The sequence below is a fragment of the Oscillospiraceae bacterium genome (assembly GCA_035380125.1).
Classification (GTDB): Bacteria; Bacillota; Clostridia; order Oscillospirales; family JAKOTC01; genus DAOPZJ01.
This window is the reverse complement of record DAOSWV010000030.1, coordinates 17,747-34,451: the sequence shown is the minus strand read 5'-3', so window position 1 is coordinate 34,451 and position 16,705 is coordinate 17,747. Positions and strand designations below refer to the sequence as shown.

At 48.5% G+C, this 16,705-nt stretch carries 13 protein-coding genes and 1 tRNA gene; all 14 read left to right on the top strand.

The features are described 5' to 3' along the window. Positions 1 to 156 precede the first annotated feature (156 nt). The 14 genes from PK629_11290 to PK629_11225 all read left to right on the top strand — a co-directional run bounded on the left by PK629_11290 (position 157) and on the right by PK629_11225 (position 16,704). Positions 157 to 1,686 (top strand): hypothetical protein, encoded by a 1,530-nt coding sequence (locus PK629_11290; GenBank protein HOP12064.1) that lies wholly within the window; start codon positions 157 to 159, stop codon positions 1,684 to 1,686. A gap of 61 nt (positions 1,687 to 1,747) precedes the next feature. Beyond that, positions 1,748 to 3,400, top strand: a complete 1,653-nt coding sequence (locus PK629_11285) for a hypothetical protein (protein ID HOP12063.1) — start codon at positions 1,748 to 1,750, stop codon at positions 3,398 to 3,400. A gap of 23 nt (positions 3,401 to 3,423) precedes the next feature. Then, entirely contained in the window at positions 3,424 to 4,986 is a 1,563-nt protein-coding gene (locus PK629_11280; GenBank protein HOP12062.1) for a hypothetical protein, read from the top strand. Positions 4,987 to 5,023: 37 nt separating this feature from the next. Continuing rightward, a complete protein-coding gene (locus tag PK629_11275; protein HOP12061.1) occupies positions 5,024 to 6,556 on the top strand; it encodes a hypothetical protein in 1,533 nt (510 codons plus the stop codon). 122 nt (positions 6,557 to 6,678) lie between these two features. After that, positions 6,679 to 7,173, top strand: coding sequence for a helix-turn-helix transcriptional regulator (locus tag PK629_11270; GenBank protein HOP12060.1), 495 nt, complete (start codon positions 6,679 to 6,681; stop codon positions 7,171 to 7,173). After that, the gene (locus tag PK629_11265) at positions 7,170 to 7,415 is read left to right on the top strand and encodes a hypothetical protein (GenBank protein HOP12059.1); all 246 of its coding nucleotides are present in this window, start codon (positions 7,170 to 7,172) and stop codon (positions 7,413 to 7,415) included. Before PK629_11270 ends, PK629_11265 begins: the two co-directional genes overlap by 4 nt. Positions 7,416 to 7,536: 121 nt before the next feature. Beyond that, complete coding sequence (locus tag PK629_11260) at positions 7,537 to 7,911, top strand: zinc ribbon domain-containing protein (GenBank protein ID HOP12058.1); 375 nt, start codon at positions 7,537 to 7,539, stop codon at positions 7,909 to 7,911. A 20-nt stretch (positions 7,912 to 7,931) separates the two neighbouring features. Further along, complete coding sequence (locus PK629_11255; GenBank protein ID HOP12057.1) at positions 7,932 to 8,729, top strand: class I SAM-dependent methyltransferase; 798 nt, start codon at positions 7,932 to 7,934, stop codon at positions 8,727 to 8,729. 95 nt (positions 8,730 to 8,824) lie between these two features. Beyond that, complete coding sequence (locus tag PK629_11250; protein ID HOP12056.1) at positions 8,825 to 9,919, top strand: DUF3810 domain-containing protein; 1,095 nt, start codon at positions 8,825 to 8,827, stop codon at positions 9,917 to 9,919. 156 nt (positions 9,920 to 10,075) lie between these two features. Further along, the gene (fusA, locus tag PK629_11245; protein ID HOP12055.1) at positions 10,076 to 12,166 is read left to right on the top strand and encodes an elongation factor G; all 2,091 of its coding nucleotides are present in this window, start codon (positions 10,076 to 10,078) and stop codon (positions 12,164 to 12,166) included. Between the two features lie 231 nt (positions 12,167 to 12,397). After that, positions 12,398 to 12,472, top strand: a tRNA-Gly gene (locus PK629_11240). A 194-nt stretch (positions 12,473 to 12,666) separates the two neighbouring features. Further along, positions 12,667 to 13,443 carry a carbon-nitrogen hydrolase family protein gene (locus PK629_11235; protein ID HOP12054.1) on the top strand — a complete coding sequence of 259 codons (777 nt, stop codon included), beginning with the start codon at positions 12,667 to 12,669 and terminating at the stop codon, positions 13,441 to 13,443. Positions 13,444 to 13,657: 214 nt separating this feature from the next. After that, positions 13,658 to 15,535 (top strand): diguanylate cyclase, encoded by a 1,878-nt coding sequence (locus tag PK629_11230; GenBank protein HOP12053.1) that lies wholly within the window; start codon positions 13,658 to 13,660, stop codon positions 15,533 to 15,535. Further along, the gene (locus PK629_11225) at positions 15,532 to 16,704 is read left to right on the top strand and encodes a 1-acyl-sn-glycerol-3-phosphate acyltransferase (GenBank protein ID HOP12052.1); all 1,173 of its coding nucleotides are present in this window, start codon (positions 15,532 to 15,534) and stop codon (positions 16,702 to 16,704) included. Before PK629_11230 ends, PK629_11225 begins: the two co-directional genes overlap by 4 nt. Position 16,705: the final 1 nt, after the last annotated feature.

Genomic DNA, 16,705 nt, shown 5'->3' with positions numbered 1-16,705 from the left:
CACCCTTGAATTTTAACCGTTCGCGCTGAAAATTCGACCTCTCGTGAAGCATTTTCGCCTTATTTTTGAGATCGGGTATATAATTGGATTTGCAATTCACATAATTCTCACACAAAAGCGGTATTATTTGGGAAACAGCCCGAAGAGGTATTAAAAATGCGGATATTAACGGACGAAAATATCTTCAGGTCCTCCTATTTCAAAAACATCTGTCCCTGTTATGAACAGTTTTTGGAACCCGAAAAGCTGTTTTCGCGGCTGACCGACGATCCCGCCGAGATCAAACGCCGTCAGGACATCCTGCGTGATCTTCTGGACAATTCGAAATTGTTTGGTGACCTCTGTTCCCTCTCAGACACGGTCAAGCTCTATAAAGCCACGTTTGATGGAATGCCCGATCACGACCGCGGCGATTTCCGCCTCAACCTCGAGTACTTCGACGCTGCCTGCGGCGTTATCGAATTACTGGATCGGTTTTTGAAATCTGCGGAATACACCGGACAATATCCCTGGTTGGTCAGCTTCAGTAAAAGCGTCGGAGAACTCGCGCAAAAATACAGCGCTGAAAAGATGATCGCAGCCTGGAAACAGACGTTTGTGCCTGAAGAAAACATGCACGCCTGCGATTTCGGTTTCAGCCTTGACGATATTCTCTGGCCCAAACAATACAAACTACTCTCCATGCGCGCACAGGAATACACGAGAAGAAACTGCTCCTATCGGATTGAACAAATAAAAATACCGTTCGTTGATCGTGCTCATGTAGGCGTTATCGGTTCGATAAGAGGAATCAACCACGCTCCGGTTTGGTGGACTCACAGCAAAAGTGACTATAGCCAAAGTTATATATTAAAAGTATATGCCGCTAATTATCTTGAAGAACACGCTGTCTCCGACGCCCCTTTTCGCGTCAAGCTCTTTGCAACAGCATTGATCGCCGAACTCGAATCGATCATAAACGAATTCGTCCCGTATCTCTGCGCCGCCAAAATCGCTCTTTATTGGCGCGAAAAAGGCATTCCCTTTTGTATCCCCGAATTCGGAAAACCCGGTGAAATCGACATCAAAGGGTTGTTTAATCCCTACATTGTCGAAAATGAGGGCATTGAAACCACCATCGAAAACGATATTGCTCTCAGCGGCGAAATTGCGGTTGTAACCGGTGCAAATCGAGGCGGAAAGACCGCGTTTGTCACCTCAGTGACGCTTTGCCAAATCTTATTTCAACTCGGTTTTCCCATTCCGGCAAAGTCGGCCAAACTCGGTTTGTTTAATGGTATCATCACAGTCTTCGCGGGCGAAGAACAGGGCTTAATCGGCACCGGACGGCTGGGTGAGGAACTGAAAAAACTAGCCGCCGGATTGAAAGCCGCACAGGAGGGAAACACGCTCATCTGTTTCAACGAACCGCTGACCGGCACTTCAAGCCGTGACGGCGAACGCATTTTAGCCGAAACGCTGTGTATTCTCAAAGAGTCAGAGGCGATGGGCTTTGTGGTCACTCACCTGCTGGGTCTTGCCCATGCGCTTGATTTTCTCAATCAAGTGAGCGGCAGTGCATTTGTCACACTCACCGCCCAAACCGACGGCGATAAGCCGCTTTATAAAATCATCCCGGCTCCCGCAGCCGAAACCAGCCACGCCAGAGCTGTCGTGTATGACGTTATGTATAATTCAACAAATTAATTTCATGTAATTCTCACATTTCAGAGGTATTATTTGGCAAACGGCACAGAGAGGTGTAAAAATGCGGATATTGACGGACAAAAATATCTTCAGGTCTTCCTATTTCAAAAACATCTGTCCCGGTTATGAACAATTTTTCGAGCCCGAAAAACTGTTTTTGCGGATGACGGATGAACCGGTTGAGCTCAAGCGCCGTCAGGACATCCTGCGTGACCTGCTTAAAACCCCCGAGTTATTCGAAGACCTCCGTTTTATCTCGGAGGCAATCATGCAGTTCAAGTCTTCTTTTGACGATATGCCCAATCACGACTGCGGCGATTTCCGACTCAATCTTGAACCGTTTAACGACGCCGACGGTGCAATCAGCCTGCTTGCCCGATTTTTAAAAACCACAGAATATGCCGAAAAATTCCCGTGGCTAAAAAATTTTAAAGCGGGTGTGATGACGTTATCAGAGCGCCATTGTGTTGAAAAAATGATCACCGCTTGGGAACAAGCGTTTGTACCCGAAGAACATATGCGTGCATGCGACTTCGGTTTTAATCTTGACGATATTCTTTGGCCGACGCATTATAAACTGCTTGCCATGCGCGAACGGGAATACACGAAAAAGAATACGCCATATAAAATCGAGCAGATCAAAATGCCGCTGTCAAATCGTATGCAAGCAACTTTTAAAGAATTAGACCTGAATACGACTATTGTTACCCGTACGGAAGGTATCGATCAATTCCAGCTAAATGATAACCGATTTATGGCGAGGCGGGAAAATTTTATATTTAGCGAAGAAGCCATGGGTAACAGATCAAAAGTCAATTCAATCATGCAAAACTATGATGCCGAATTCGGAAAGATTATGGATGAGGAATTCTACAGCAAAAATTATATTTTGAAAGCGGTCGCCTGCCAGCTTTTAAGAGACCGCTCCGCTTCTGACGCTCCTGCCCGAATCAAGTATTTTGTCACCTCGCTGATCGGTGAACTTGAACCTCTCGTCACCGAATTCGTCCCGTATCTCTGCGCCGCGAAAGTCGCGCTCTATTGGCGGGAAAAGGGCATTCCGTTCTGCATTCCCGCATTCGGAAAACCCGGTGAAATCGACATCAAAGGGCTGTTTAATCCCTACATTGCCGAAAATGAGGGCATTGAAGGCACCATCGAAAACGATATTGCTCTCAGCGGTGAAATTGCGGTTGTAACCGGTGCAAATCGAGGCGGAAAGACCGCGTTCGTTACCTCGGTGACGCTTTGCCAAATCTTATTTCAACTCGGTTTTCCCATCCCGGCAAAGTCGGCCAAACTCGGTTTGTTCAATGGTATCATCACAGTCTTCGCGAGCGAAGAACAGGGCTTAATCGGCACCGGACGGCTGGGTGAGGAACTGAAAAAACTAGCCGCCGGATTGAAAGCCGCACAGGAGGGAAACACGCTCATCTGTTTCAACGAACCGCTGACCGGCACTTCAAGCCGTGACGGCGAACGCATTTTAGCCGAAACGCTGTGTATTCTCAAAGAGTCAGAGGCGATGGGCTTTGTGGTCACTCACCTGCTGGGTCTTGCCCATGCGCTTGATTTTCTCAATCAAGTGAGCGGCAGTGCATTTGTCACACTCACCGCCCAAACCGACGGCGACAAACCGCTTTACAAAATCATTCCGGCACCTGTAGCAGAAACCAGTCACGCCAAGGCAGTGGTCTCACGCTTTATTTCCTGAATATAAAAGGAGGAAAATCGGACATGAAACTGTTTTTCGAACAAAATCCCAACCCCGCCTGCTGGATCGGCAGCGAACTGGACATGCACAATCTGCGCATCGACTCGTTGCTGTTTGACATTTGCGCCGGCAGTGAATACCCGGTTGACGCCGGTATGTTATGCCGCTTTTTTACAGCCGATCTCGACGATCTGCACGCACGGCACCGGATCATGTCCGACCTGCGCAAAGACCCGGAGATTCTCGAGGCTTTTCGACAGCTGCTGCACGGTATGCTTCAAATCAAAAAGTCTTTTGAAAAGGGTAAGCACATCTTGGTGGAATTGCGTATGCAATTGTGGGAATACCGCACCATGCAGCAGTTTGCATCTCTTGCAGATGCATTTTTCAGCGCACTTTCCGAAAAAACCCTCTGTCCGGAATTGACGGAATTGATCAAACAATTCAAAGCCATCAAAGCTGAAAGCAAATGCGACGAAATTTTAACAGCGGTCAGCATGCTGGATACCGCCTGGATGAATGTGCGGCGTATGCGCATCGGTGTCAATATCCTCGAACACCCCGAAGTCGTTACAACCGCAGTCATCTTTGGCGAACACGGCGATACGCCCTATTCACCTTATTCGGTATTCGATAAAGAGGGACTCGATGCGGGTGACGCGGGACTTTCGCGCGAGAAAAAGTTCAGCTTCGGAAAATATGACACCTTCTTTGAACGCGCCATCCTGCGCGATTTCAAGATCCGTTATAAAAAGCAGATCGAGGCCTTTGAATCGGTAATGGAACAGGCCCATGACATCGAAGCGATTTGGAAATTCGCCGTCTGTGCCGACAGCGTGGCTTTTCTGCTGGCCGGCATTGAGTTTGAACGGCGGCTTGCGGCACGGGGATTTTGGCACACCACACCGCAGTTTTCGGATCATTTCGCGGCTGAGCGGCTCTATTCTGCAGCGCTGGCACTCGGCTCCCCCGATCCCGTAATCGACAACGACTTTAAACTTGATAAGAAATTCTATGTGCTGACCGGCGCAAATCACTCCGGAAAAACCGAATTACTGCTGTGTATCTCGCAAGCGCAGTTTTTAGGCCAACTGGGCTGGAACGTCCCGGCGGCGGAGATTGCGCTCCCGGCGGTCCCTGCGATCTTAACATTGTTTTCTGCGGGCGAGGACAAAAATGCCGAACTTTCGCGGATGGAACTCGAGGCCAAGCGCTTCGCCGAAATCATGCAAGAGCTTAAGCCCGGCACTTTTGTACTGCTCAACGAGCCGATGACCTCCACCAACCCCGATGAGGGCGCCGAAATCTGTTGTGACATGATCGAGAAGATCACGGCGGCGGGCGGCAGCGGCATTATGGTAACCCATCTATATGAATTGTTCTCTCTGCTCGACGGTGATTACGGCAGTTTGTACATGAAGAGCCTTCACCAACCCGACGGCGGTATCGTCCATACCTTCAAAGTGCAGACCGTATCCCCCGAGTGTGAGAGCTATGCGGTGGAATTGGCGCACAGCATCGGTATCCGGTATGCCGACAGTGATTTTATCCGAACACTCGGCGAGAAACTCAGCGAAAAGGTTTGAGAATAATTCTCAAACTTGCGAAAGGACGGCCGTAAAAATGAACGACTTTTTATGGGGAGACTGCACACCCAAACCGGCGGTTTTATCCGGTCTGAAACAGCTGCCGTTTTCGGATTTTTATCATCTCCTCTTCGAGCATAGTACCGGAGCGATTTTTACAGATAAAATGTTGGAAGAACTTATCAGCGCCGATCCCGAGGTCATTCGGATGCGGCAGGAATTGATTCGGGAAATGATTCAGAATAAACAGTTGACAGGTTGTTTCAGACGTTTTTCCGATGAATATGTCGGTTGGCGGGAATATGTCGGAAATCGATTTGAGGATGGCGGAGATGCCATTGCCAACATCGATCCCTGCGGACACGTCACCGCTGTCTTTGACGCCATTGATAATTTTCTGCACGCCCTGCAAAACGCGCAGAGCCCGCTTGCGAAAAATTTTAAGACGAAGCTTGAAACGCTGCGCAATGACCTTTCACTCGATCGGTTTAAGGAAATCTGGAAAAAAGCATATTACGACATCAGCAACGCAAAAAGTTATACCGTCGGGCTAAACATGGATGAAAATCTGCTGCCTTGCAACTGCAAACTGCTGTCGGTCAATCAAAAACCGGATCCACAGCCCAAAAAATCTCTGCAGCATTTTTTGCTGCATAGCGGATATTATAAAATTATGCTCGGTCGGCAGCAGAACCTGTGGCTTTCCATGCGCAGAGAAAACAAAGACTTCATGGATTACATCGCCGCTTTCCCGGCGGGATTTAACCGCGTATTGACAGATACGAGCATTGATTTGCGTACCGATGTAAAGAACTTTATGCGGCGCATTCTCGCTGTCCTAGCCCCTTATGCGGCGGGCGCGGTGTTCTATCTCGCGGCCGTAAACCTGATTCACAAATGGGAAAAGGCGGGAATCGGCTGGTGTTTCCCGCAGGAAAAAACAAACGCTTTTGAAGCGCAGGAACTCTACGACCCGTTGTTACTCGACAAAATCGGAAAGAATGCCGCCGTTCCGAATGACCTTGTCACAGAAAATGAAATCGGAATCGTCACAGGTGCAAACGCCGGAGGAAAAACCCGCTATCTGGTCGCGGTGTTGACGGCGCAGCTTTTATATCAACTCGGTTTTCCCGTCCCCGCAAGATCGGCCTCGATCGGTGCCGCAGACACCATCAGCGCAGTCTTTGCCGATGAAGAGAGCGGCAAAATCGGCGCCGGACGGCTCGGCGAAGAACTGACCCGCCTTGCCGAAGCTGTTGCAAAGGCGCAAACCGGCAATGCTTTTTTTGCCTTCAACGAAGCTTTAACCGGTACCTCCAGCCGAGACGCAGCTGAAATTATGGGCGAGACCATCTGTACCCTGATGAATGCCGGGGCGCGTGGTCTGATTGTGACTCATCTGCTTAAACTGGCCGCGTATTCCGAAGACTTCAATGAAAATATCATCGGCAGCCGACTGATCCCGCTGACCGCACAGGTAACGGAAGATCTGAAACCGACCTATAAGATCATTCCGGCTCCTTCTGCCCGTACCAGCTATGCAAAAACGCGTTTTACAACCGTTGGTTGACCGATTATCAACCGATAAGTTATAATATCACCGAACGGTCGCTGTTATTTTCGCCCGAAAGGCCGTATCATTTTCTTTGTAACGAGCGCGAAATGCGCACGTATTTTGAAAGGAATGATATTATGGAGACATTGGGTAACCGCATCGCGCGTCTGCGCAAACGCAAGGACATCACACAGGACGAACTCGCCGAATACATGGGCATCTCGGCACAGGCCGTGAGCAAATGGGAAAATGACATTACCTGCCCCGACATCTCCGCGCTGCCGCGTCTGGCCGACTATTTTAACGTCACGGTCGACGAACTGCTGCGCGGAGAAGAACCGGATAAAGTCAAACTGGTTCCGAAAAACGAACGGGGGGATCCCACAAAGGCCGTTTTGCGCGTCAAGGTACTGTCGGCCAAAGGGGACAAAGTCAACGTCAATCTGCCGATGATATTCCTCAAAACCGCCATCGAGTCCGGCGTCAATCTCGACTCGGTCACCGGCGAAAAGTGGATGCAGAATATCGACATCGCCAGAATTATCGAGGCCGCCGAAAACGGCGTAATCGGCAAGTTCGTCGAGGTCGAATCGGCCGAAGGCGACTTTGTAGAGGTCTGGATTGAACAATGAGAGTGAAGATCAACGCCAAAAGTGACGGTCACAGAGTGCGTATGTCTTTCTGGGTGCCGACAGGAGCCGCCGCCCTGCCCGGCGTCAGTAAATTGCTGGCGAATAAAACCGAAAATGTAATTTCGCCCAACCAGCTGCGTGCGCTGATCCGAGCGGTTAAAAAAACCCGCAGAAAATTCGGCCCGATGACGATTGTGGACGTTGAGACCGCCGACGGAGACATCGTAAAGATCAGCATTTGATATGAAACATCAATAAAAACAACGGGGAGCAAACGCTTTCCGTTTTTCTTTTTTCCATATCCCGTTTATTTTTTAGGGAGAAAATGCTATACTAAATCATCAATATTTCAGCGGAGCAACTATGTTTTTAATTTTCGGTATCAGTCAGGGCGAAAAGCAATTAAATTTTAATCAGAATGTACTCTGCCAATGCTGCGGACAATTCGGCTATGTCACTGTGTGGATGCGTTACAGCTATTTTATGTTGTTTTTTATCTCCCTTTTCAAGTGGGATAAGCACTATTATGCCAAAATGTCCTGCTGCGGCAATACCTGTGAACTCAGTCCCGAACTCGGTCATTCCGTCGAAACCGGAACGGTGACTTTCATCAATCCCGGTGATTTACATTTCAACTGTCATCATACGAACCGTCCGCCTGTCCGCCGCTGTGCAAACTGCGGTTATATGACCGAGGAAGATTTTCAATTCTGTCCCAAATGCGGAAAGCCGTTTTAATATATGAAGGGAGTATATATATGACAATCGTATCCGACCGCGAAGCCGTGCAGCGGCAATACGCCGATTCCAAAAACCTCTCCGTAAGAGCCGCGCTGCATCAAAAATACAGTACCAATCCGGTTTCATTTCACGACTGGCTGTTTGAGCATTACCATTTCTTCGATGGCTGTCGTATCTTGGAACTGGGCTGCGGAACCGGGGATTTCTGGACCGCCCGGATTGACCGCCTGCCGAAAAACACCGAACTCATTTTATCGGATTACTCTGAGGGGATGCTGATGACAGTTCGGGAAAAATTCTCGGATCATAAAAATATCACCATCAGGCAAATTGATATTCAGGATATCCCGTTTGCTGACGAAACGTATAATTTCGTTATCGCCAATCATATGCTCTATCATGTACCCGATCTTTCAAAAGGCCTGTCAGAGGTAAGGCGTGTTTTAAAACCCGGCGGGACTTTTTATGCTTCAACCTTGAGTGACGGGGGAATGCGTTTATATCTGCACGACGCACTGCATCAATTCAATCCGGCTCTTGGCGCCTTTCGCCCCGGCGTCTATTCGTTCACACTCGAAAACGGAGAGGCGATATTAAAGCCCTGCTTCAAACATGTTGATTCACACCGACAACACGATTCACTGAAAATCACCCAAACACAGGATTTGATCGACTGGCTCGAATCGACCGTCCTGTTTTCCTCCTATGCCAAAGAAGATCTCGCCGGATTATATGACTTTTTCGAGAAAATCCGGCGCAAAAAAGGTTATATCGAAATCCCGAAACTGACCGGCATGTTCACCTGTGTTAAATAAAGCCATAAAAATATCCAACCTGCTTTTTCAAATTGACTTTTTACCCCGAAAATGATACGATATTGTCAGAAAATACGGGAAGGCGGTGAAGAGCGTTGGCAGGCGAAAAAGCAAAAGCTTATAACGGTATTTTCCGGGATCTGATGGCTGTCATCGTCCTGGGCGTACTGACGTTTGCACTTGTCTGGCTCGGGAAAACAAACCCGGATTTCATTTCCGATACATATCTGCCGTTTTCACGCACGGCTGAAAATATTCTCTCCAAAATCACCGGAATCGTCCCGTTCTCAGTGGTCGAAATCATCATTTATCTGATTGCGATCGGATTGTTATTTTCGCTGATTCGGTTGATTTTCCGTTTAATTACGGGTCCGAGACGCATTTACAGCTTAATCAAATTCGTCACCGGTTGGGCGGTAACGGCAGCAGGGCTCATCTTCCTTTTTTATGCGCTGTGGGGACTCAACTACTATGCACCGCCGCTGGCTGACAGAATGGGCCTCGACGTCAAGGCCCGCAGCAGCCAGGAACTCTATGAACTCTGCACCTACCTCGCCGATAACGCCAACGAACTGGCTGTGCAGGTTGAACGCGATGAAAACGGACAAATTCCGGAGATTGATTTCACCGAGACGGCCAAACAGGTTGCGGTGGATTTCTCAACCGTCACCGGACGCAGCGAAACCCGGGCCAAATACATCATCGCCTCCGAACCGTTTTCTTATACTCAGATAACCGGTGTATTCGTCTACCTGACGGGCGAATCCAACGTCAATAAAAACAACACCTCCGCTGCCCTGCCTTTCACAATGGCACACGAGATGTCACACCGATACGGTATCGCCCCCGAGGACGAGGCCAATTTCTTTGCTTTTTATACCACACATCAATCCGACGACCCGTTGGTGCAATACAGCAGCTATATGATGGCGCTGATGTATTGTCAGAATAAACTCTACGCAAGCAATAAGACCCTCTATCAGGAACTACGCGCCACTTACTGCGAAGAACTTGCGGCTGATTTCAGCCAGTACGGCGAACACTGGGCGCAGTACGAGGGCGAAGTCGCCGAAAAAGCAACCACGGTCAATAATACTTATCTGCAGGCCCAAGGACAAGAGGACGGCGTTAAGAGTTACGGCCGGATGGTTGATTTGATGCTGGCCTGGTATGAAACTGTGAAAAATTAACCTCTTGCCTTTGTGAAAATTCATAAAAAAACATCTTGTTTTTGAATGAATTTTATATTATAATGAAATTTGCGTGTATAAAAGCGTCGCGCTTTATAAGTATGGTTCGCGCTTTTTTGTGTTCAAGATGATTTTTTAAGGAGTGGCAAGAATTCGATGAAAAACTACGAATGCAAGGACATCAGAAATGTCTGCCTGATGGGCCATGGCGGAAGCGGTAAAACTTCGTTGGTTGAAGCGATGCTCTTTTTATCCGGCGGAACCGACCGTATGGGCAAGGTAGCCGACGGCAATACCGTCAGCGACTATGACCCCGAGGAGATTCGCAGAAAAATCTCCATCTCCACCACGGTTCTTCCGATCGAGTGGAAAAACATAAAAATCAATGCCATCGACACCCCCGGGTATTTTGATTTTGCCGGCGAGGTCATTCAGGGCCTGCACGGCGCTGACAGCGCTTTGATCGTGCTCTCAGCCAAAGACGGTGTCGAAGTCGGCGTCGAGAAGAGCTTCCGTTATGCCAAAAACCGTGACTTGCCGACAGCCTTTTTCATCTCCAAGCTCGATGAAGAAAACGCCGATTTCAACGGCACTTTCGACGAACTTCGCAATCAGTTCGGCAGCGGTGTCTGCCCGCTCTTTATCCCCGTCGAAGACAGCAGTAAACGCGGCTATGTCGATATGGTTCGCAACAAATTCAAGACCTATGACAAAGCAGGTAAACCCACTGTCAGCGATATTCCAGCCACTCTCTCCGATCGGGTCTCGGAACTCACCGAAATGATGCGTGAAGCCATCTGCGAACAGAGCGACGAACTGATGGATAAATTTTTTGCCGGAGAACCCTTCACCGAGCAGGAGACCCTCGACGCGCTGCGTAAAGGCGTCTCGGACCGAAAAGTTTTTCCCGTCCTCTGCGGCTCGGCCTATCAGCTCGAAGCCATCGCCGGCCTCCTCGACAATATCGGCGACTATATGCCCGCCCCCGGCTCCCGCGGTCCCGAAACCGTATTGGATGACAATGATAGCGAAGTTAAAGTAGAATACGACCCCGCCGCGCCCACTTGCGCCTATGTCTTCAAGACGATAGCCGACCCGTTTGTCGGAAAACTGTCGTTCTTTAAGATCATCGCGGGTTCGATGAAAGTCAATAATACGCTGATCAATACCACCAACGGCGCTTCCGAGCGCATCGGTCATATCATGCTGGTCAAGGGTAAGAAGAGCACCGAAATCGAAGGTGCCGGAACAGGCGACATCGTTGCGGTCACCAGAGTTTCCTCCGCCAACACCGGCGACACCTTCTGCGACGCAAGCCGCAAGGTCAAGTTCCCGCCGATGCAGTTCCCGGCTCCGACTCTTTCAAAGGCGGTCGTCGCCGCCGATAAAGGCAGCGAAGAGAAAGTCTCCGCAGGTTTGATTAAACTCAAGGACGAAGATCCGACTTTCACTTTCGTGGTCAACACCGAGACCAAGCAGCAGATCCTGTCCGGTATCGGCGAAAGCCATCTCGACGTGCTCGCTTCCAAACTCAAGGCCAAATTCGGTGTCGGCATCGAATTGATCGACCCGAAAGTGCCCTACCGTGAGACCATCCGCGGTCGCTCCGAAGCGGAAGGCAAACACAAGAAACAGTCCGGTGGTTCCGGTCAGTTCGGCGTTGTCAATATGCGCTTCGAACCGCTGACCACCGGTGAGGAATTCGAATTTGTCAACGCCACTGTCGGCGGCTCGGTGCCGAAGGAATTCATCCCCGCTGTTCTGAAAGGTGCAAAAGACGCCATTCTGAAAGGCGTTTTGGCAGGCTTCCCGCTGATCGGCGTCAAAGCTACACTGTTCGACGGCAAATCCCACCCGGTCGACTCCAAGGAAATCGCTTTCGTTTCCGCCGCAAAATTGGCATTTAAAACCGGTATTCCGAAGGCCAAACCCGTTCTGCTCGAACCGGTCGGTCGTCTGTCCGTCATGGTCCCCGAGGCCAATGTCGGCGACATTATGGGCGATATTAACAAACGCCGCGGCAGAATGCTTGGCATGGGTCCGGCGGAAGATGAACCCGGTTACACCAAAGTCGAGGCCGATATCCCGATGGCTGAGATGAGCGACTACTGCATCTCTCTGCGCGCCATGACCAAAGCAAGAGGCAGTTTCACATTTGCTTTCGACCGTTACGAGGAAGCGCCCGCCAACGTCGCGCAGCAAGTCATCGCCCAGTACAAGAGCGAAGACGAGGATGAAGACGAATAATATCAAATTCAATAAAACAACACAAAGGGCGCTCCAAAGAGCGCCCTTTGTGTTTTGCGCCGCGGAGGAGCGGCGACTTCAGACGGATCAACCTTCGTCCGCCCACATAATACCATACATATATACCCATGTCAATATCTGTTAAGCATAATTTAACATATTTTTACGCATTTTTTAAATCGTACCTCATTGACAAAACATCGTGTTTATGTTAACATTACTTTTGCTTTCGCGGGAATAGTTCAGCGGTAGAGCGTCTGCTTCCCAAGCAGAATGTCGCGGGTTCGATCCCCGTTTCCCGCTCCAAAACACGCTACGGCGTGTTTTTTTAATTATATATATATCTTGCCCAAAAGTGGCATAACAAGTGATATTTACTATTTAAATGATGCTCATCTGCTACACGTATCGGTTTTGACAAATAAAAACACCTCATTTCCCACCACAACCCAAATATTACGTCGACACAGCCGACACTTTTTTTGAAGGGGGATTATTTAATGAAAATTGCCGCCTATCAATTCGCCGTCACCGGCGACATCTGTGAGAATTACAAAATAATTGAGCATGCGGTAAAAATGGCTATCGCCCAGAACATTCGACTGCTGGTTTTTCCCGAATGCGCACTGACGGGTTATCCGCCGCTGGAGATTGACTCCTGTCAGGCAATCGATTTCCCGCGTTTAAACCATCATATCGAAAAACTCAGACGCCTTGCAATCGATTATAATCTATATATCATCTGTGGAATGGTTTTGCAAGACAGAAAAGATTTTCATAACAGCATGTTAGTCTTCGCCCCGGACGGCACTCAATCGGAACCTTATCATAAACGGGCATTATGGGGCTGGGACAAGGACCAGTTTATACCGGGCCAAACAGCCGGCGTCTACCAGATCGATAATTACCGCATCGGTGTCAGAATCTGTTTCGAAGTCCGTTTCCCGGAGTATTTCAGAGAATTGTTCAAAGCCGAAACTGATCTCAACATCGTCGCTTTTTCCGATACCAATAATGAGGATAACCTAGGGCGTTATGAGCTGATTAAAGCCCTCCTCGTCACAAGAGCCTGTGAAAACGCCTGTCCGATTCTCTCCGTGAATCATATCAAACCCTATCAGACAGCGCCTACCGTTTATATTAACGAAAACGGGAAGATCCTCGCCGAAGCGGAACGCGGTGCCTACCAATTGTTGATCGCCGATTTTGTACCCCGAAAATCTTCTTTCGGCACTGAAGGCCGTTTACAAATCTCCAGAAAACTGCTCATAAAATAATAAAAACCGAAAGGACGTTCGTCTCAGAACGTCTTTTTGTATTTATCGTGATTGTATATTCCCCTTTTATTGTAAAATCATTTTTTGAATACGACAATTCTCGCCGAATATCAAGAAAATTTCATTGATTTTTAAAAATATATATATTATAATGATTTATAATTAGGTCACGATTTTGCAGATGGTTTATAATTCTCGAAATGGGGTGGATGTCGTGAAAACCGGAAAAAACCGTCATATCACGACTTTTATCTTCGTTTTCGGAATCTTTTTTCTTGCCATGCTGACCGCTGTGATGATTTTCACCTCCGTCAGCAATAAATTCACTCAGCAATGCTCTTTTCGTACCCTGTCCGATTCCTCAGATGCCGCCGGCGCTGCAGTGAATACTCGGATTTCGGGACAATATTCGGTTTTGGAGAGCTATGCCCTTTCTCTGTCGGCCAAGAAAAATTTTGATTCGGACAGTATCCGTCGGGATATGGCAGCCATAACAGAAACGGGGAATTTTAATTCGCTTTTTCTTGCGCTGCCGGACGGCTCCGCTTTTTCCGAATCGGAAGAACGATTTGAAGTCTCAAACCTCGCTTGTTTTCATAAAGCCTTAAGCGGTATAAACACGATCGAGAAAATCTATGCCGCGGAAGATGAACCGGGGTATATCCTCTTGGCTGTTCCCGTATATAAAGATGAGACCATTGCAGCGGTGTTGTTCGCAAAATTCTCCGATTCCGCTTTCTTCGATTTACTCTCTGCCTCCGCTTACGACGGCAAAAGTGAAATATTTGTCACCGACAGCAATGGGCGTATTGTCATCGGTCACGCAAATCATATCGAAAGTACGAATTTTGCGGATACACTGTCCTCCGCACGCATTCTGAACGGTTCTGATTTCGTGGAATTTACTTCTGATTTAAAAAACGGCGTTTCCGGAACGGTGGTTTATGAATCAGACGGCATCAGTCAATACGCGGTTTTCGGACCTCTCGGCATCGAAGATTGGATCCTGTTCAATATGATCTCCGGTGAACTGGTAGAAGCAGAAGCAAATACCTTTAATAAAAACATCTACGGACTTGCTGCCAGTGCGATAATATTCACGATCTTGTTATTCTCGGTTTTATTCACACAAGAGACCAAACACTCCCGCAAGCTGCAGCAGGAGGCCGATTCTCTGCGTCAAAGCGAACAACGTTATCGGGTCCTCGAAGAGTTTTCCGAAGGCGTGGTTTTTGAAGGAGACCTCCTCAGCAATGCGCTGCGTTTCAATAAAAATTATCAACAGATATTCGGACATCCTCCGTTTATAAAGAATGTCAGCGATTTTGCTGTTATCCAACCCTTGGTTTTTATCGACGATGCACAGGATGTTGCCCAATTCGGACAGAGAATGCTTAAAGGAGAACCACCGCGCGGAAATATCGAATACCGTGTCTGCGGGATCGCGGGCAAGCTGGTCTGGCATCGGTTGGAATATCGCACCATCACCAATTCCAACGGGCGTCCCGCTAAAATCATCGGACGCGTTCAAAACATTGACGCCGAAAAAACACGTCTGATGAAACTCCAGATCATGGCTGAGAGCGATTCTTTAACGGGATTGTGCAACAACCTATCATTCAAAGAAAAGGTAGATCATTATCTGCAAAACGACGGTATGAGCGGCGAACATTTTTTAATGATCATCGATCTTGACGATTTTAAATTCATCAATGATACCTTCGGACATACCGAGGGGGATCGAATCCTACAGCTGTTCGGCACCAGAATCAAACCGCTTTTCAGAGCTTCCGATATCATCGGGAGAATCGGCGGCGACGAATTTGCTATTTTCGTCAAGGACTTTTCCCGTATACAAGGAATTACCGCCAAAGCCGAAGACATCTGTGAACTTGTTTCTATTTTAGGGGGAAGCCTCAACGGTTATACCCTAACCTGCAGTGTCGGCATTTCAATTTATAAACGCGACGGCATTAATTTCCTTGAACTATTCAAAAAAGCAGATACCGCTCTGTATCAAGCTAAGCGCGTAGGAAAAGGACGTTTTGCTATTTACGACCCGACATTAAACATTATTGGAGCACGAAAATGAAATTAACCGAATCCTCAATCAAGAGACACCGGAAGCTTTTCCGGTTTTTAAAACGCATTGCGGCAAAACTTTTTGTCAGAAGTTACAATATTACATATGAGACGCCGGAGTTTCCGCCGGCCCCCTATATCGTTGTCGCAAATCACAATGCCGACCTGGACCCCGCTTTATTGGGCATCACCATGCCTCAGATGTATTTTGTGGCCAGTGAACACATCTTTGAAAATCCCGTTTTGGGGGCACTGCTCGAATATGTTTTCAGTCCGATCGCCCGAAAAAAAGGCTCGGTAGACGCCTCTACCGTACTTGAAATGCGCCGCCGTCTCAAACAGGGCTGCAACGTATGCATTTTCCCCGAGGGCAATAAATCGCTTGACGGCCGCACCGGTCCGCTGTATGAGAATTCAGGTAAACTTGTCCGCGCACTCGGTGTACCGCTGGTCACCTTCAAACTTTCCGGCGGCTTCCTGACCACACCGCGCTGGGCCTTTACCAAGCGCAGAGGCAAAATGACCGGTAAAGTCGTGAATGTCTATTCCTCCGAGCAGCTGAAACAGATGACCGATAACGAGGCCTCTTCGGCCATCTATACCGACATCTTTGTCGACGCTTATGCCGATCAGGAGTCGGAAAGGGTTGCTTATAAAGGAAGGAGATTAGCCGAAGGGCTTGAGACAGCGCTCTTCCTCTGCCCCGCCTGCGGCAAGATGGGGCGTCTCACTTCCAAGAACGACGAGATTTTCTGTGAGTGCGGCATGCACGCCGAATATGACGAATACGGCTATTTTTCGGGTTCGCCGGAGGTACCCGAAACCTTTACCGCGTGGTATGACTTTCAAATGCGGGAACTGGAATCCCGTTTTCCCGCTCTGCCGGAACAGCTTGAGATGAAATACGGCTTTGTCAAGCTGTATCGGGTCGGCGGAAAGCACAGCCGTTTTGCCGCTGCAAGAGGGCAGTTTCATTTCAACCGCCTCGGTCTGAGTATCTGTAAGGGAGATCAGGTTAAATTCAATGCGCCCCTTTCCGCCATCACCTCAATCGAAATGCATGGCCGCAACACGCTTGTTCTGACCGCAGACGGCGTCTATTATGAGATCAAAGCAGAAAAACGGTTCAACGCCCGTCTTCCGCTTTATCTATATAAACTTTACAAACAGGAGAACTGAT